General features: G+C 56.1%; 8 protein-coding genes and 1 pseudogene. 4 read left to right on the top strand and 5 right to left on the bottom strand.

The genetic code is table 11. From position 1 onward, the window contains the following. Positions 1 to 10 precede the first annotated feature (10 nt). The 3 genes from FYJ52_RS07120 (at position 11) to FYJ52_RS07110 (ending at position 3,907) form a co-directional block, all read left to right on the top strand. The gene (locus FYJ52_RS07120) at positions 11 to 2,134 is read left to right on the top strand and encodes a hypothetical protein (protein ID WP_154576536.1); all 2,124 of its coding nucleotides are present in this window, start codon (positions 11 to 13) and stop codon (positions 2,132 to 2,134) included. Positions 2,135 to 2,206: 72 nt separating this feature from the next. Beyond that, entirely contained in the window at positions 2,207 to 2,452 is a 246-nt protein-coding gene (locus FYJ52_RS07115; RefSeq protein WP_154576535.1) for a hypothetical protein, read from the top strand. A gap of 1,227 nt (positions 2,453 to 3,679) precedes the next feature. Continuing rightward, a complete protein-coding gene (locus FYJ52_RS07110; protein WP_154576534.1) occupies positions 3,680 to 3,907 on the top strand; it encodes a hypothetical protein in 228 nt (75 codons plus the stop codon). 881 nt (positions 3,908 to 4,788) lie between these two features. Here FYJ52_RS07110 and FYJ52_RS10350 read toward each other — a convergent pair. From FYJ52_RS10350 to FYJ52_RS07095, 3 genes and pseudogenes are all read right to left on the bottom strand, one after another. Next, a pseudogene (locus FYJ52_RS10350) lies at positions 4,789 to 4,881 on the bottom strand (accessory Sec-dependent serine-rich glycoprotein adhesin); the annotation flags it as partial. A gap of 189 nt (positions 4,882 to 5,070) precedes the next feature. Then, positions 5,071 to 9,720: a GGDEF domain-containing protein gene (locus FYJ52_RS07100; RefSeq protein WP_205960798.1), complete on the bottom strand. Its 4,650-nt coding sequence runs from the start codon at positions 9,718 to 9,720 to the stop codon at positions 5,071 to 5,073. A gap of 25 nt (positions 9,721 to 9,745) precedes the next feature. After that, positions 9,746 to 10,879 carry a GGDEF domain-containing protein gene (locus FYJ52_RS07095; RefSeq protein WP_205960797.1) on the bottom strand — a complete coding sequence of 378 codons (1,134 nt, stop codon included), beginning with the start codon at positions 10,877 to 10,879 and terminating at the stop codon, positions 9,746 to 9,748. A 375-nt stretch (positions 10,880 to 11,254) separates the two neighbouring features. Here FYJ52_RS07095 and FYJ52_RS07090 point away from each other — a divergent pair, with 375 nt between their 5' ends. Beyond that, the gene (locus FYJ52_RS07090) at positions 11,255 to 13,825 is read left to right on the top strand and encodes an EAL domain-containing protein (RefSeq protein WP_205960796.1); all 2,571 of its coding nucleotides are present in this window, start codon (positions 11,255 to 11,257) and stop codon (positions 13,823 to 13,825) included. Positions 13,826 to 13,877: 52 nt separating this feature from the next. Here FYJ52_RS07090 and FYJ52_RS07085 read toward each other — a convergent pair whose 3' ends face one another. Beyond that, positions 13,878 to 15,302 (bottom strand): GGDEF domain-containing protein, encoded by a 1,425-nt coding sequence (locus FYJ52_RS07085; RefSeq protein WP_154576530.1) that lies wholly within the window; start codon positions 15,300 to 15,302, stop codon positions 13,878 to 13,880. Between the two features lie 42 nt (positions 15,303 to 15,344). Beyond that, positions 15,345 to 18,287, bottom strand: coding sequence for a sensor domain-containing diguanylate cyclase (locus tag FYJ52_RS07080; RefSeq protein ID WP_154576529.1), 2,943 nt, complete (start codon positions 18,285 to 18,287; stop codon positions 15,345 to 15,347). Between the last annotated feature and the right edge of the window lie 184 nt (positions 18,288 to 18,471).

Raw genomic sequence — 18,471 nt, 5'->3', positions numbered from 1 at the left:
ACTTGTTGAGGTGCTCGCCGAGTCAGACGCCACAGCCGATTCGCTGGTACTTGCTGACTGTGAACCTGAGGTTGAACCACTAACCGATGCACTTGTTGAAGTACTTGTCGATTCAGACGCCACAGCCGATTCGCTTGCGCTTGCTGACTGTGACCCTGAGGTTGAACCACTAACCGATGCACTTGTTGAGGTGCTTGTTGATTCAGACGCTGCAGCTGAAGCGCTGGTACTTGCTGATTCAGACGCTGCAGCCGATTCGCTTGCGCTCGCTGACTGTGACCCTGAAGTTGAGCCACTAACTGATGCACTTGTTGAAGTACTTGCTGATTCAGACGCCACAGCCGAGGTGCTTGTGCTCACTGACTGCGAAACCGAGATTGAACCACTAGCCGATGCACTTGTTGACGTGCTTGTCGATTCAGACGCCACAGCCGATTCGCTTGCGCTTGCTGACTGTGACCCTGAGGTTGAACCACTAGCCGATGCACTTGTTGATTCAGACGTTGAGACTGATTCCGATTCACTTTCGGATTCGGAAATTGACTCACTCTCAGATTCAAACGCTGATACTGATTCACTTTCTGATTCGGACGTCGAGATTGATTCCGATTCGCTTTCGCTTTCTGATTCTGATTCACTTTCAGAACTGCTTTCCGATTCGGAAATCGATTCGCTTTCACTTTCTGATTCAGAAGCAGATTCACTATCAGATTCGGACGTCGAGATCGACTCTGATTCGCTTTCGCTTTCTGATTCCGATTCGCTTTCAGACTCAGATGTCGAGATCGATTCCGATTCGCTTTCTGATTCGCTAATGCTTATTGATTCACGTTCTGATTCTGACGTAGCTTCACTATCGGATTCTGACGTCGAGATTGATTCGGATTCACTTTCTGATTCTGACGCAGCTTCGCTATCGGATTCGGATGCCGAAATCGATTCGGATTCACTTTCTAATTCAGAAGCAGATTCACTATCAGATTCGGATGTCGAGATCGATTCCGATTCGCTTTCAGAACTGCTTTCCGATTCGGAAATCGATTCACTTTCACTTTCAGACTCAGATTCTGATTCACTTTCAGAACTGCTTTCCGATTCTGATTCGCTAATGCTTGTTGATTCACTTTCTGATTCTGACGCAGCTTCGCTTTCAGACTCAGATGTCGAGATTGATTCCGATTCGCTTTCAGAACTGCTTTCCGATTCGGAAATCGATTCACTTTCACTTTCTGATTCTGATGCAGCTTCGCTATCGGATTCGGATGTCGAGATCGACTCTGATTCGCTTTCAGAACTGCTTTCCGATTCGGAAATTGATTCACTTTCACTTTCGGATTCAAACGTTGAGGCTGATTCAGATTCACTTTCCGATTCTGAAGTGGATTCACTTTCAGATTCGGACGTCGAGATCGACTCTGATTCGCTTTCGCTTTCTGATTCTGATTCGCTTTCAGAGCTGCTTTCCGATTCGGAAATTGATTCAGATTCACTTTCTAATTCAGAAGCAGATTCGCTATCAGATTCGGATGTCGAGATTGATTCAGACTCGCTTTCGCTTTCTGATTCCGATTCGGATTCTGAACTGCTTTCCGATTCGGAAATTGATTCACTTTCACTTTCTGATTCAGAAGCAGCTTCGCTATCGGATTCGGACGTCGAAATCGATTCGGACTCACTTTCTGATTCTGACGTTGAGGCTGATTCTGATTCACTTTCGGATTCGGAAATTGACTCACTCTCAGATTCAAACGCTGATACTGATTCACTTTCTGATTCGGACGCAGCTTCGCTATCGGATTCGGATGCCGAAATCGATTCAGATTCGCTTTCAGAGCTGCTTTCCGATTCGGAAATTGATTCACTTTCACTTTCGGATTCAGAAGCAGATTCGCTTTCAGACTCAGATGTCGAGATTGATTCAGACTCACTTTCAGATTCGCTTTCGCTTTCCGATTCAGACGTTGAGGCTGATTCGCTTTCTGATTCTGATTCTGATTCGCTTTCAGAGCTGCTTTCCGATTCGCTTTCTGATTCTCTAATGCTTATTGATTCACTTTCTGATTCTGACGTAGCTTCACTATCGGATTCTGACGTCGAGATTGATTCGGATTCCGATTCGCTTTCTGAGATCTGAGTAGATGCTGAAAGCGACGTGCTGGTACTGACTGAAATAGATGTTCGTTCGCTTTGACTGTTGGAAAGCGACGTGGATCGGCTTTCGCTCGCGCTCTGTGACGCAGACGTGGACGCACTTGCGCTGACAGATTCGCTCGTAACGCCACTCAAGCTTTCACTGCCGCTTTCACTGGCGCTCACGCTGCTCGAATCCCGTTCAGAGGCGCTGAGCGATGCGGATTGCGACGCGCTGGTGCTGGCCGACGCGGTTTCCGAATGCCGTTGCGACACGCTTGTGCTGACGCTGCCGGACGCTTCGCTGAGTGACGCGCGCTGAGACCCTTCGCTTTCGCTGTGTGCCGCTGACGTTGAAAGACTGGTCGATCTGCTGGTGCTGGCGCTGGTCGACGCACTGGCAATGCTATCGCTTTGAGATGCTGAAACCGACGCGGCGCTGTCCGATTGGGACAGCACATCTGACAGGCTTTGCGAAACCGACTGGCTGGCGCTGGTTGACGCGGAGGCTTCCTGAGATTGACTGGCCGAGGCGCTGGCGTCGCTCGCAATGCTCCGAGAGGCGCTCTGGCTTGCAGCCTGAGATGCACGCTCTTGTTCAGACTGCTGTACGGACTGAGAAGCGTTGATCGATTCCGAGCGTGACGCCTGATTGGAAATGCTCTGAGACATCGACTGGCTCCGGCTTTCCGAAGCGCGGCTGTTTTCCTGGCTTTGAGACACCGACCGGCTGGTGCTGCGGCTGACCGACTGGCTGGTTTGGGTTGAAACCGAAGCGCTGGCCTTCGACGAGGCCGATTGACTCTGTTTCGCTGAAACCGAGGCCACCGTCGACTGGGACATAGATGTCAGCTCGCTGATACTCTGCGCTTCGTGGGCATAGTTGTGTTCCGGTGTGATGACCACGACGCCGCGGTTGCTCTGTTCAGAGCCGCTGGTGCTTTCCGCAACGGTCGGATGAATCGTGTACCCGCCCGCGTCGTTGCTCCAATGGGTCGCTTCGGTGCTGGAGGTGGCCTGCACGCTGACGACAACGTTGGCAATGGCCTTTCCCCATTCTTCGTAATCGCCGAGAGACGTGTCAAATGCGACCGTCACCGTCCCGTCGACGTTGATCTTTTCGGTCGTTGAGTAGCTGTCGCCCCAATAGCGGCCCTTGTAGTCGAGAGTCGTGATGTTGGACCCGAGGGACTGCTTCTTTCTTTCGCCAGTGGCCGGGTCGACCTGTGTTCGGCTGTATGAATCGTTGTTCTGGGCAAACCCACCGTTGTCCAGCGTATAAATGTTGCCGTCGGCGTCGGTCACTGTGATGTTTTGCGGTGCTTTCGCGCCGCCGACGACGTTTAAATAGAAGCCAAAGTATTGATACTGATTCGGTTTAGATGCCCAGCCCCACCAGGTCCGCATGGTCTGGTCCGCGTCTTTTGCAGCGTAATCAAAGGTCCAATGCACCACGCCGGTTTCGAGATCCAGTGTCCCGGTCATGGTGGTAATCGTACCATTCGCGGTGTCCGTGTATTCAAACACCTTGACTTTGGTGACTCTTTCAATGCCCGCCACTTCGCTGGCTGAAGCCGACGCGCTGGCGCTGGCCGACACCGATTCAGAGGCCGAGGCGGACGCGATCCGACTCAGAGAGGCGGACAAGCTGTCCGAAGTGCTCTGGCTGCCTGAAGCGGAGACGGAAGCCGACGCTGATGTGTGCGCGCTGGCGCTGTCTGACGCAGATTCCGAGATGGACTGCGAGGTTTCTTGGCTGAGCTGTTCTGAGCCCTGAACCGATTCCGAGACGACCGCACTGGTCGCTTCCGATGCTTCCGCCGAAGCCGAGGCCGACGCGCTGGCTTCCGCCGAGACGGAACCGTTCATCATGGCGCGGCTGGTCGACGCCGAGGCGGAACCGCTCGCGCTGCCGCTGGACGAAAATGAAGTGCTTTGAGAACCCGAAGCGCTCGCTCGCGCTGAATCGTCCAAGCTTCGGCTCTGCTGTTCGCTGGCCGCGAGGGAACGCGCTTCGCTCTCCGACGCGGACTGGCTGTCCTGTCCACGAGAGACACTGACCGACGTGATCTGGCTCGCTGCCTCAGACAAACTCTTGGTGTCCGCTTCGTCCTGTACCGAATTCACAGTCGACACCGACTGACTGGACACAGCCGACGCCGAGACCGACTGACCCACCGACTGGCTGGCCGCCGCGCTGCCCTTGGCCGATGTGGCAAGCGACTGAGACCCGGCGCTCGAGCCGGACTGTGAACCGCTTTGGGAGACGGCTGTACTCGCCGACGCGGTTTCAGAGGCTTCGCTGTCCAGTGCGCTGTCTGACTGGCTCATCGCATCGGCTTCGCTGGCCGACTGTTCGGCCGAGGCCGACGCCGAATCCTCCGATACGGAAGCGGCGCTGCCGGGGGCCTTCTGAAACGCGGCGCTGTCAGCGCTTTGGTCCGATGTGCTGATCTGTTGCTGAGAGGCTGCGCCCGACTGGGACGAACGCACACTCGGTGTGTCGGATTTTGCTGTCGAGGCAGAAACCGATTCTACCCGCGATTCAGACGCCGACGTCTGCTCCAGCACGCTCTCGAGCTGCGAGCCTCCGTCGGATTGACTCTGGGACACGGCCGCGTAGACCATATTCCCCTGGCCGAACATGGCACTGCCGCCAAGAACAGCGCCTGTTGCGGCTGCCCCCCGCAGAAGCGCTTCTTTTCTCTTGCGTTTCTGATTCTTTTTTTCTTTTTTCTTTTTCTTACTCATTTTTCACACCTCGTGTGTGCGCATTCCGCCGTCGCGGGCGTCTCTGCCGCCGCAATCGCATGTCGCAGCCGAATCCCCGCGATTCAATTTATTTTTTACCTATCTTTTATTATAACGCTTCTAAGCAAGGCCATCACAGCGTTTTTATGTTTTCTTCAGATTGGCCTTGCGATCTTGTCTATGTCCGCTTTAATCCTGTGGATCGGTCCGCCGCCTTCTGTGGGTGCGCCCCTTGTCGGCGTACATCGCCCGGTCGGCGTCCCGCATGACCGTGTCAAGATCGTCAATGGGGCCGGTGTGCACCACGTAACCGATCGAAATGGTGAAGCCGGCACGGCGGGCGTCGTTTTTGATCGCCTGCACGATCTGCCGCGCGCCGCCTTCATCCATGCCCTCCCGGACCACGAGAAATTCGTCGCCGCCCATGCGGAACACGTGATCGCGGTCCCCGTGGCGGACCAAAATGGCCGAAGCGTTCTGGATCAACTGATCGCCGGCCTCGTGGCCCTGGGTGTCGTTGACGGTCTTCAGCCCGTTGATGTCGCAGGACAAAAAAACCTGTGGCCCGGCAAAATGGCTTTCGGCGATGTAATGCTTGAAACCCCGCCGGTTCAGCACGCCGGTCATGTGGTCCCGCCGGCCTTGCTCTTCCGCGTCTCTAAGGTTGTTGCGGATCCGGATCATCACCGCGAAGAAATCCGTCAGCGTATCCAGCATGTAGCCGGCCGGTTCGAAGCTTTTAGCCGCCAAATTGGTCAACAGCGTAAAGCCCACAGGCCTGCCGGCCTGAAGCAGCTGCCCCGCCACAAAATTCTGAACGCCCGCAACCGGCAGCGAAAAGCCCGGATGTTCGCGCTGAAAGGCGGCGTAATCCGCAGCCAGCACCACTTTCTGCGCCTCAAAGGCTTTAAACAAAGCGCCGAAATTCTGCGTCAGTACGCTTTGCAATTCGCCCTTCAAGGGCAGACGCCCCGCTTCTTTCCACTCGTAGCTGCAGGTCGCCTCGCGGCTTCCCCGCGTTTCAAAGATGAAGAACCGCTCAGCGTGCAGATTTTGCGCGATGTAGGCGATGCATTTCGCGATGCCCACCTCGATGTCAGGTTCGCCGAGACCGATGGCGATGGCCGCGTTGCCCCAGCGTTCAGCTTCCAAAATGGCGTTCTTCGTCGTTTGTTCGTTGTCAGAAATCACCACCGGTTCGCCGAGAATCAGCCGCGCGCTGCGCCCTCTCCAAAGCACCGGTATATTTTTCACGCTGAAGGTTCGGCCGATGGCGTCGTGCCACTGATTTTCGTAGGTATCGTACTGCTCATTCGCTGCCCGCTGCATCTCGCAGCCGAGGCAGGGCTGGGTTTTGCCCCGCAGTTCAAAACAGGATCTGCCGACGAAATCCGCATCCTCCGGCAGGCCCGCCGACTGTTTCATGGCTTTGTTGACAAAGAGCAGCTGCCGCATTGCCGGATCGACGATAAACGCCGGTTCGGACAAGTCGTTGAGGACATCAGATTTGACGCCGGCCGTCTCCCAAACCTCGCTGAAAAGAAAATCCCCCGACTGACGCCACTGTTCGGCCCGCCGCATAAGGATCTCGAGCAAGTTGAGAAAGCCTTTGGCTTCGCCCCCCGACCCGATTGCGCGGTTCAGTTCGATCTGACAAGGCAGACCGTCGATTTGCCTGAGCGCCTGAATGTCTTCCACCATTTGGATCGACCATTTCTCCAGCTTCAGCATGGCCCGGTCTTTTCCCAAAAGCAGGAAATATCCATCCCGGATGCGGGCCGCAGCCACGCCGCTGGGCAGCCTACCGTCCGCGATCCGGTTGGCAACGGCTTTTTCCGCCTTGTCTACAAAAGCCTGCCCAAAGGTTTGGCGGAGCGCGGCGGCGTTGCGGATGACGAGGATCACCGCGCCGTAGCCCCGGCCGCTCTGACGGAGAGCATCGTCAAAGGCGAAGCCTGCCGCCAGAATGCCCGCCGCGTTCATCAGCCCCGTTCGGTCGTCGCGGTGCGCTTCCTCGCCGCCCTCTTGGCGAATCCATCCGGCAACGCCCGCAATGGCGCTGCCGCCTTCATCGTAATAGGGGAATTCCGTGACGCGGATCACCTGTTCTCTTCCCCCAACTAATACGTGCCGGCGCGCAGCCGCCACCGTCTTCCCTTCGCCGATCACCCGGCGTTCTGCCTGCTCCGCGGCTTTCGGATTGGTGTACCAATTAAAGGACTCGGCCGTTTTGCCGATCAGCTCCGCTTCTGTGTCTACCCGGGCCAAATCGAGGAAGGCCCGGCTCGCGCCGACGTATTGCAGCGCCGTGTCTTTCCAGAACAGCGGCAGCTTGGAATCGCCGAGAATCGCCTGGAAAAGCCGGTACGCCGAAGTCTGTTTGTGCCCCTGGGCGCCGGCTCCAGCTGAAACGGCAGGCGCCGCCCCGCGCTGCTCTAAACGGTCCTGCCACGCGCAGAGGACCACCTTCGTGCGCTCTGCGTCGACGACCAAAGCCGCCCGGCAAACCATCCGGCAGTAGGCACCGTCCTTCTGGCGCACGCGAATGATGATTTCCGCCCTGCCCTGATGGGCGGCGCGCAGCCGCTGCACCAGCGTGTCCGTCTCCGCAAAGGACAGGAAAAGTGCCCGGTCGTCCGGGTGGATGTCGCGCTGGCAAAAGGTGCCGAAGACTTCCCGTATCCCTTTTACGGTCTGTCCTGCTGAGAGCCGCTGATCGGTGCTGACGATCACCTTGATCTCGTCTTTTTCCATGTCGATGTAAAACACCTCATCAAAAAGCATGACCGCATTGCGGAAAGTATAATCAAAACGATCGGGGCGCCAGTCCGTCCGGTCGGCACTGATGTGGCTGAGCTTGGCCTGGCCGACCCAAAATTCCGGGATGCCCGCCACAAAGCTGGTCTCCAGCTGGACGTATTGGTGATTGGCCACGAAATACGTCAGCTTTTGCGGTGCGCCGTAGGCTTTCTCAGCAAACTGCGCAAAGCGTTCCGGGAAAAGCCGTCCCTGATCCTTAAAAAAGTCAGCCACCTTCGCTGCACTGGTGATCCCGATTTTTTGAGCCGCCGCCAAATAAGCCGCGTTCATCGTCAGCATCCGGATTTTTCCATTGTCAGCGAGAAAGAGCGCAAGGGGCGCTTCGGAGACGATGTCGACCAATCCGGCCGCCTGATAGACGGCCGCTTCCAAACCCCTTTCCTCCGTCCAGCCTTTCTGTGCCAGGGTGTTGAACACGTCCGCGTGGTTTCCGGGTTTTCTGACGTAGGGCCCTCGGATGTTCTCACAGCCTGCCATTTTGAGAAAGTCGGCCTCCTCTTCGGTGGCGACCCCTTTGACCAGCGTGTGCACGCCAAGGTGTTTGGCCATTTTGACGACATCGGTAATAATCGTCTTCTTTTTTTCGTCCAAGGGGGCGAAAAAGCGCCGATCCAATTCAATTAAATCAAACCGGTCTTCGTAGAAAACCGCATTGGATAAATTTTGGGTTCCAAAATGATCGACCCAGATCTCGTAGCCGACTTCTCGGAACCGATCGATCTCGCTGTGTATGGTTTTGGAACTCTCATTTATAAACTTTTCCGAAAATTCAATGCGTACACATTGGCGCGGCAGCCCGTAGGACTCGCGGACCGTCTCCAAATGTTCAAGGGGGCGCATCAGCTCCATCCCTAGGCGGGAAATCGAGAAAATGACCGGAATCAACGAAAGTCCGTTTTGCTGCCGCTCGGCCTGAATCTGGAGCATACGGTCCATGGCGAAAAGGTCCAGCCGACCGGAAAGGCGCGCCTCTTCCAGCACCGACCAGAAAACTTCAGGGGGAATGGTCCCTTTCTCGGGATCTTCCCACACCACTGAAGCCTTAATGCCGCTGATTTTCCCAGAAAGGAGACGGAGCACCGGCTCGTAGATCATTTTGATCTGGCCGTTTTCCATCGCCGACTCGAAGGCCTTCAGGATGAAGTCGCGCAATTCGGCGCGCGACTGAATCTCCCTGCTGAACACGACGTAAGCGCGGCCGTCGCAGTTTTTGGCTTCGTCGCAAGCCAGCTTCGCCATATCGAAACTGTGAAGAACCTCCGCCATGGTAACAGGCTGGTTGTAAATCACGAGGCCGGCTTTGAGGGCGTAGCTCTTCTCGCCCAGATAGCGGTTGACTTTGACGCAGACCTCATCGACCTTGCGCGCCAGGCGCTTTCTCGGCAGAATCGCGTAAAAGGTGTCGGCGTTGATGTGGCTGTACAATCCGGTGGGGAACACCTCGCGCAGGGTCTTGGCGATAAAGGCCAGCGCCTTGTCGCCTTCCGCCACGCCGTTGTTCCGGTTGAAGCCCCGAAAATTGTTGACGTTGAAGCAAGCCGGGCAGAACTGAGTGAAGGTATCCCGTTCCAGATTGATTTTGGCCAAATCCGCGGCCTTCCTAAAAAAGATTTTCGGCGCCAAAAACCCGGTGAGGCGGTCTGGTTCCGTGTCCGCCATCAGAATCCACTGGCTAACCATCTCAACGATGTACACCGGTCGGCCCTGAAGCACCGCTTTTTTGACCGAGGCGTCCGCTTCGCGAATGTGGCGCCGAACGGTCATGAATGAAAAATGCAGATTAAAATCCCGCTGATCCCCGGCAATGGCGGCGAGAGACACCTCCCGCTTCAAGTGCATGCCGGCAAAACGCCCGCCGGTCAGTTCGAAGAATGCCCGTTCTGAACGGCAGTCGTAGAAATTGAGTATGCCTTTGTTCGCAAAGAGAATCGTCTCGTCTTGATCCTGTGCCACAATGCAAACGCCCGATTTTAAAACGTCGTAAAGCCGGTGATAGTCGTCTGTTTTGAATGTACACATCAGCGCTGCTCCTTTTTGCGTTCGCCTACCGTTTTTTTCTGCCGTACATGCCCTGATCTGCCTGGTTAATGAGGGCACTCTGGCTGAGACCATCGATATCGGCCAAGGCGTAGCCGATACTCATTGTGAATCGGAAAGGATACTCCGACGCGTCGAGGGCGGTCTTCAGCACTGCCCCGTAATGCCGGATCAGCTGCTGCGGCTCCACCTCATTTTCTGAAATGGTAAACAAAAATTCGTCGCCGCCGTACCGGGAGATGAACAGCGTCCGGTAGTCTTTGGCGAGATCCCGCAGGGTATCCGCGACCAGCACCAGGGCTTCGTCGCCCATGATGTGGCCGTAATGGTCGTTGATCCCTTTGAACTGGTCGACATCGGCCATGAACAGGTAAAAGGGCTCGCCCTCCGCCCGTTCGATCCGGCCCTTCAAATAAGCCATGGCGCTCGCCCGATTGTTCAGCCGGGTCAGCGCGTCGGTGTTGATCTGCCGCCGCTGCAGCGAATTGAACAGAATGAACATGCCGAAGGTGAAGGCGACCGTCGAAAAGGCCACCTGGCTGTAGGCGATCTGAAGGATCCCGCCGACGACAATGATCGTCGGGAAAAACAGATACAGCGTAAAGTCCTGCCGGTCGATGTGCTGCTGTTTCCAGCTCTGCGCAATCAGGTAGACCACCGGCACCGCGTAGAAAAAGCAGCAGAGCGCGTGAACGGCAAACAACGGGCCGCGGTAGTAGACGCCGGCCTTCGTCAGGGTAAAGGTCAGTCCGGTGAAAGGCGACGTGCCGTCCAGCACCGTCATCACGCCAATCGGCAGGGCCCAAAGCTGATTGACCACTTTCGGCCGGCGGATGAGGGCTTCCCGCGGCGTGACCTGGGTATCCATGAAACGGTACCAAAAATAAACAGTGTAGCCGGTGCAAAGCAGATCCGCCGCGCAGCTCAAGTTGAGCAGCACCCGCGCCGCGCCGTCCAACCCGGCGCAGACGATCCACAGCCCCTCAGCGACAATCTCGACGATCAAACAGAGCGACAGGCAGTGAAAGGTCCGCACCTCATTGGAGTAACCGATATCCGGTGTCATTTTTGCGGCCATTACCACCGCCTGCGCCCCGCAAAACACCTCGAAAACTAAATAAATCATTTCATAATTCGACATATCTATCATCTCTTGCGCTGTGACAGCAGACACAGCCGAAACGTTGTTTCGGTCTCACAAAGGTCTCACAAAGCGCAGTCTTTCTAGAACATAGTATTCTCATGTTACCATTTAAGTATATCATGAGGACACGGGTTCCACAAAGGAATTCATCAAATTTTGTGTGAAATATTGCATATTATTTCATTTTTTTATTTTTACATAATTTCTTTTTTGAAGCAATTTCCAGGTTTTGTTTTCATTATTTTTCAAATATCTGTTTTTTCTTCTTTTTTATAGCAAAGTTTAACAGAAAACAGTATAATATTTTTTACTTATACAATGTCCTTATTTTGGGTGATCCTATTTTGTCATTTTCATATAGAGAGGAGACTTATGAAACGTCGTTCTCAATCGGATTTAATCCGCTGGCTCAATATCACCGGTTACGCGGTGATCGTCGTTGGTGTGATTTTCCTTTCTGTTTCTCTGTTTAAGGCCATTCAAATCAACGACCGAATCAGCCAGGAACAATCCTATGACCTCTCTGGGGCTGCCACTTACAGCGACAACACCACCATCAAACAAGTCGACCACAGCGCAACAAAAAAGGTATTAATCCTCGCATCTTACGACCCCACCTACATCTATTACCAGGATCAGATCGCCGGGATGCTCTCGGTCAGCGACGCCAACGACATCGAATTCGACGTTGTCAATCTGGACACCTTCAAGCACCACACCAAGACCGATCTGGCGTTAATCGATAAAATCGTCGAGCAGCACCTCGCCGACGGGCATTACAGCGGGGTCATCGCCTTGCGGGATCCCGCGCTGCGCTACGTCATGGACCACCAGGATGATTATTTCAAAGACCTCCCGATTCTCTTTTGCGGCGTAGCTGATCAGAAGCTGGGGAGGCGCGCCGCTAAAAACCCGCACATCGCCGGCTCTGCCGAAAGCACCCACATCACCTCAACCGTCAACATGGCCCGCAAACTTCTACCCGGCACCAAACGCATCGTCGCCGTTCACGATGACAGCGACCTGGGGAAGACGGACGCCAAAATTTTTGAGGGTCTGGCCCGCAAAAAGCGCTACGCCGGCCTCGATCTCGTCACGCTGAACACCGATCAATATTCGGGAAAGGCCTTGCGGAAAATCATCGCTTCGTACAAAAAGGGCACGATCGTGCTGGCGATGACGGCTCACACCGACCGGGACGGCAACTACTACACCGTTGCCGAAATGGTCCGGAACCTCTCCGAAAGGGCGTCGGTTCCAATTTTCCGCTCCGGCAAGGGCGGCTACAGCAACGGTGCGGCCGCCGGCCGCATTACACTTTGCAAAACCGAGTCGGCCAACACTGTGCGCCTGATGCACCAGATTATCGACGGCAAAGTCGACCTCGCCAAGCTTCGCAATGTGCCGGTCAACACCCGCGCTGTATCGGTGGTCAGCTACCCCATGATGAAAAAATACCATCTGGACTTCAACCGCCTGCCGAAATCCACGCTGCTGATCGGCGCACCGGCCTCCTATACCCGGCGCAGCTACTGGCCGGTTCTCATTGCTATGGGAATCATTCTCGCGGGCGCTTTGATGCTCCTCGTCGCCTCGCGTTTAGACGTCAAGATGCGTCTACACACCGAAAGACGCCTTCAAAAGCTGACAGATCATCTCCAATTTGCCAACGCTCACGACCCGCTGACGGCAGTCTACACCCGGCAGGCCGCCGGCAAGCGCCTGGATGAACTCGACCGGCAGCACCGGCCCTACGCCGTCGTGACCACCGACCTTGACAATTTCAAAGACATTAACAAAGTCTACGGCCATGAAGCCAGCGACGCCCAGCTCAAAGACATCGCTTCTGAACTTAAATCCCTGACCGACGCGTGCGGCGGCGTGGCCGCCCGGTACAGCGGCGATGCCTTTCTGCTCTTCTTCCCAGATCGGACCCTTCAGAAAGACGACCCGATTCTGCACCGCATTCAGAACATCTTCAAACGCCGGCGCACCATCGGCATGGACACCATCCAGCTGCGCGCCAGCATCGCCGCTGCCAATTCCAATCCGAGCAGCACGAACAAAGACGTGCTCCTCTTGTGCGAAACGGCCATGCAAATCGGCAAGCGCAGGGGTAAAAATGCCTGCATTGTTTACGACGAGAGGATGAAACAAGAAGCCGCCAAATCCGAGCAGAAACGCCTCGCGGTGCTAGACGCTATCGAACACGACGGACTGACCATGGTCTACCAGCCTCAGGTCGAAACCGCTACCGGCAAGCTGACCGGCTTCGAAGCCCTCGCGCGGATGAAAGACAAGACCTTAAGCCCGGGCGTCTTCATCCCCATCGCCGAGGCAAACGGCTGGATCCAGAAAATCGGCCGTATCACCACCAAAATGGTGATCCGCCAGATCTGCGTCTGGCGCAACAAACAGCTGAACCCGCCGCCGATTTCGATCAATTACTCCATCGGCCAGCTCAGCGACGCCGACTACCTCACCTATTTGAAGCAATGCCTCGTGATGTACGCGGTGCCGGTCGAGGCCATCCGCCTCGAAATCACCGAAAGCCTGTTCATCCGGAAGGAACGGGAAGCCCGGGCCTTCTTCGAAGCGGCCCATCGCATGGGCGTGCGCTTTATGATGGACGATTTCGGCACCGGCTACTCTTCGCTGAGCATGCTCCAGCGTCTCCCGGTGGAAGAGGTCAAAATCGACAAATCGATTCTCGACAACCATTGTTCGAATTCGGGGGATCCATTTCTCAAGCACGTCATTGCATTGATCCACGACGACGGCAAACGCGCCCTGTGCGAAGGTGTCGAAACCCAAATCCAGCGCGAGCTGTTAAAAGACTTGCACTGCGATCTGATTCAGGGATTCTACTTCGGAAAACCCGGCCCGGCCGAAGCGGCCGAAGGGGTGATCCGAAAGGGCGTCCTCGATCCGGAAAAGGACTGATATACAAAAGGCCTGCGGCATCTGCCGCAGGCCTTTTTGCTGTCTGGTTGCCTTATGTCCGCCGGCGGTCAGCGCCGCCGTTTTCTTTGTAGTACTGCTGCTTCATCTTGTACATCCGCGCCTCAGCTTTCTTCTGAAGGGCCCCGAGAGACGCGTCTTCCAATTCGCCCCGGTACGCGCTGCCGCAGGACACCGAGAGGGCGTCGTTAAAACGGCCGTGCCAGGCAGCGGCCCGGGCGAGGAAATCGTCGACCATGGCCTTCGCCCGCTCCGGCGGCGCGGCCACCACCGCGATAAATTCGTCGCCGCCGACCCGGTACAGCTTGGTGTCCCCGTCGAAGGCCTCCCGCATGCAGGCGGCCGCCGCGGTGATCAGCTCGTCGCCGGCGTCGTGGCCCAAGGTGTCGTTGGCGTGTTTCAGGCCGTTGATGTCGGCGTAGACGTAGGTGATGTCCCGGGTCGTATCCGGCTTCAAAAAGGCTTCGGCCTCAGTGTAGGCCCGCCGGTTCAAAAAGCCGGTCATGGCGTCGGTGATCGCTTCCCGATGCTCTTCCCGAACCCGCTGGGACAGGCGCTTGAGCAAAAGCCCCATGCAGATTCCGGCGAGGGCGAGGTAGGCCGCGACGATGAGCACCGTCCGCGGGACATCGGCGTTGATGGTTTTCACTTCCTGCACCACCGCGATGCGGTAGCGACCGCTGGTTTTCACATCGCAATACGACCAGGCGCCGTTCACCCTTGCCGTGAACCGCCCGCTTTTGGCCTTGCCGAGACCAATGGCGCTGATTGGCTTTCCCTGGAGTTCCGCCTTCGTCGCGCCGACGATCTTCCCCTTTTTGGTGGCCACGATAATCGTCGTCCCTTCGTAGGACGGCATGTTGGCCACAACCTCGGAAATTTCGTTGGCCCGCAGCTCGTTTAAGAGCCGCACTGGTTCGATCCCGACCTGGACCATATACGTGCCGGTGTCGTTCCAGCAGATGGCGTACATCATCGGCTTGCCCTCCGCCGTGTTCGGCGTCACGTCCTGGCACATCGTGAGCTTCTTGTCGGTGAGCATTTTCTTGAAATAATTCATCTGCTTGCCGGAGTCGAAATTGTAGCCGTAGTATTTCGGCTCGGTGCCCGAGACGATGGTGCCCGAGGTATCAAAAATGTGGATCTCGTCCACGCGCTGCAGCTTGGCGATCTCGTCCAGCTCCGCTTCACTGGGAGCGGTGGTGCGGTGGTCGAGGATGTAGGCGACCGACTCCGCCCGGGTAATGTAGGATTCCTTGAGCGTCTCGGTCAGGGCCTTTTCTTCTTTGGCATTCTCCTGAATGATTCTGGACACCTGGCCGATCAGCAGGTCGGCAGCTTCCCCGGCCTGCATCCGATTGCCGCGGATCTGAATCCAGGATTCGAGACACAGCAGCAAAAGGACAACGGCAAAAAATGCGACGAAAAAAATCCGTTTCTGTTTAGAATTAAATACCATAACGTCTCCTGGCCGGGCTTTCCCCGGCGCACAGCCCGTCCATCAGCCCAGGCGTCTGCTCGAAATCTTGGGTTCGGCTTCTTGATAAATCTGCGTCATCAGCTCCGCGACACTGCCTGCGTCCTCCGCGTAGTAAACGGCCACGGCCGGCGCAAGGGTTTCGGCGTAGCCGTCCAGCTCGCGCACCCCGCGAAGACGATCGGTCAGCTCTTGGGCGAAGGCCGCGACGTCCTGCCGGTCTGTGTATTTCATCAGCACGAGAAAATGCTCGCCGTAGATGCGCCCGGCGACTGCGCGGTTGCGGCAGCACTGGGCGATGAGGCGGTTGACGGCCTTCACCATGCGCCCGGCGATCTCGCCGCCGTACGTCTGTCTGGCCCGTTGGTAGCTGTTCAATCGAACCGACAGGGCGGCGAATGCTTCCCCACGGAATTCCCAGCCCTCCATGTACGCCTCCGCCGCGGCGGAGATGCCCTGGGCGGATTTCAGCCCTGTGCCGTCCCCTTCAGATGACTGGTCAGTCAATTGGGGGACGATCTCATCGACGGGGATGAAGGCGCCGAGGAGGCCGACCACTTCCCCGTCGCGGTAAATCGGCTCTTTTGACGCCATAATATCGTGGACCTCACCGCGGATGATACACTGACCGAGGCGATTTCGAACCGGTTTCCCTTCCTGAAGCACTTCGATTTCGTCATTGCGAAAAGGCGCGTCGTCGAGATGCCAGTGCATATCCTCGTCAGTCTTGCCCACAATCTCCGCCCGGTCTTCGATGCCGTAGGTTTCCATGAATTTGTCGTTGACGTCCACAAAGCGCCGTTGGCTGTCTTTCCAAAACAGATTCATGATCCGGGAATGGCGCAGGGTCTTCCGGAGTTCCGGCTGATCCGCGTCCATTTCCGACAGATGCGTGTACCGCCAGTTTTTGCTGGCCATCTGTTTTTGAATCATGGGGACAAAGCGCGTGGTGTAGAGCACACGCGCGCTCCCCGGCATCGGCTGAATCGTGTGCAGCTTCATGATGTAGGCGCCGTTTCGGCCCTTGGAGCGGAACAGCTGTGTGAGGACGCCGCCGTCGGCCTTGGCCATGCGCGCCTTTATCGTGGCCGGATCGGCAAATTTAACGTAATCGCCCTGATCCTCCAGCTGAATGAAAAGCTTGGCCGCCGCTTTCACATCCATCTTCCAATTCCGTTTATCCCATTCTTCGGACATTTCCAGGTAATTGACCCCGGGTTTGATCGGCTCAAATGCCAAAGTTTCCAGATTGATGAGATAGAGCTCGTCAAAGGTGGCGTAGAGGAGGCGGAAAATGTAATTTTCATCCCCCTGATCTTCTTCGTCCTTCTGCCCGAGATTGGCGGCTTCGATCATCAACAGCCGGTGCTCGCTTTCTTTGGCCAAGAGCTCGAACTGCAGACTCACAAAGGTGCCGTAGACGTTGTATTCCATACGGAGGGGGTCACCCAGCCGCAGTTTGCCCACATTGTCGCGGGCCTCTTTATAATAAGGCGAGGCCGAATTGTTCACCAATTCGTAAACTTGGGCCTGAGAATTGAAGTTCAGGCTCTGCCAGACTGCCTGAGCCGGGGCGTTGGCGTAAAGCGAGTGGAACGCCTCGCCGTCGAAATCGATGATTTCCATGGGCTTGTCGGTGAGGAAATTGAGGGCGCTGACGCTCCCGTAATACCCCTTGAAGCGCCGGCCCTCGATGTGTTCAAATTTAGTATAAATTTCACCGAGTTTCGCCAGCGGCAGCGGCGGGCTGAAATAATACCCCTGGACTCTGTCACAGCCGATGTCTTTCAAAAAGGCGTATGCCGCTGCGTCTTCGACCCCTTCCGCCAGCACCTGGAGCCCCAGCCCCTTGGCCATCGACACCGCCGAGCGGATGACCCGCTTCGACTTGTCGTCAAAGTTGCGCAGGAAGATCATGTCGAGCTTGATGACATCGAACTCGTAATCCCGCAGGACGGTCAGCGATGAGTAGCCGCTGCCGAAATCGTCCATGAACAATTCGTAGCCCAAGTGGCGGAAACGCTTCACATCCTGTTTCAAAACGTCCGAATCGGCCATGACCATCGACTCGGTCACTTCCAGGCCGAGCATATCCCGGGCGATACCGTGGCGGGTGACGCAGGCTTCCACCTCCGAGACGATATCGCATTTCAGGAAATCGATCCGGGACAAGTTGACGGAAACCGGCACCAGCGGCCGCCCTTCGGCCATCCACTGCGCCATATCCTGGCAGACCCGGTCCAAAACGTAGAGGTCCAGCTTGGTAATCAGCTGGTTGTCCTCCAGCACCGGCACATAATCTTTCGGCTTGATCAGCCCGCGTTCAGGGTCGACCCACCGCGTCAGCGCTTCGACGCCGCAGAGGGCGTCGTTGACAGTCCGGACCATGGGCTGATAATCGACCTGAATCCAGCCTTCCCGAATCGCCCGGTCGACATTCTGAACGATGTAGACGACGTTTGCCGCGTGGTGGTTGATCTGTTCGTCATAATAGCGGAAGTCCTCTGGCTGGTTCCGAATGGCGTCGCAGGTCAAGTTAGCCAATTCGCAGGCTTCCGCCGCGCGGACGCCTGCTGTCATCTGAAAGAGCCCGGCCTTCAATTTCAGGCCGTCTGCGCCGTAAGCGTCCTTAAAGGCCTGCTGCACCTTTCGGATTTTATCCTCGAGACCGGCCTGCCGGGACCACACAGCGAAGCGGTCGCTGATGAACCGGCCGCACAGCGCGTCGGGATCGGCCTGGGCGATCCACTGGCTGAGGGCGCGCAGCACCCCGTCGCCGGCCTGGCTGCCGTACTTGATGTTGTAGTATTTAAAATTGCAGATATTGGAGCAAACGAGAACGTAGTCTTCGAGCGTCCCTTCCGCTTCCGCCGACGCGATGCGCGCGTCGAGCGCTTCTAAAAAAGCTCCTTTGCGCATCAGACCGGTGACCCGGTCCAAATCGCACGCCTTGCGCTTTTCTTCCATGTTCCTTCCTCCTGAACTGAGCGGCCGCGCGGTCCCGTGCGTCCGTTCTGAGCTCTCGAAAATTTGCGCCACCTTTGTCGGTGACGATCGTATCTTATTCTGGTGATATGGTTTTCACCTTGTCATGCTTTTGCTTTTCATGATACAATAAAAATATAAAATTATCCATAAATACTGACTGATT

The organism is Pseudoramibacter porci (assembly GCF_009696145.1).
Taxonomy (GTDB): domain Bacteria; phylum Bacillota; class Clostridia; order Eubacteriales; family Eubacteriaceae; genus Pseudoramibacter; species Pseudoramibacter porci.
The sequence above is the reverse complement of the archived record's forward strand: the minus strand, read 5'-3'. Positions and strand labels throughout refer to the sequence as shown.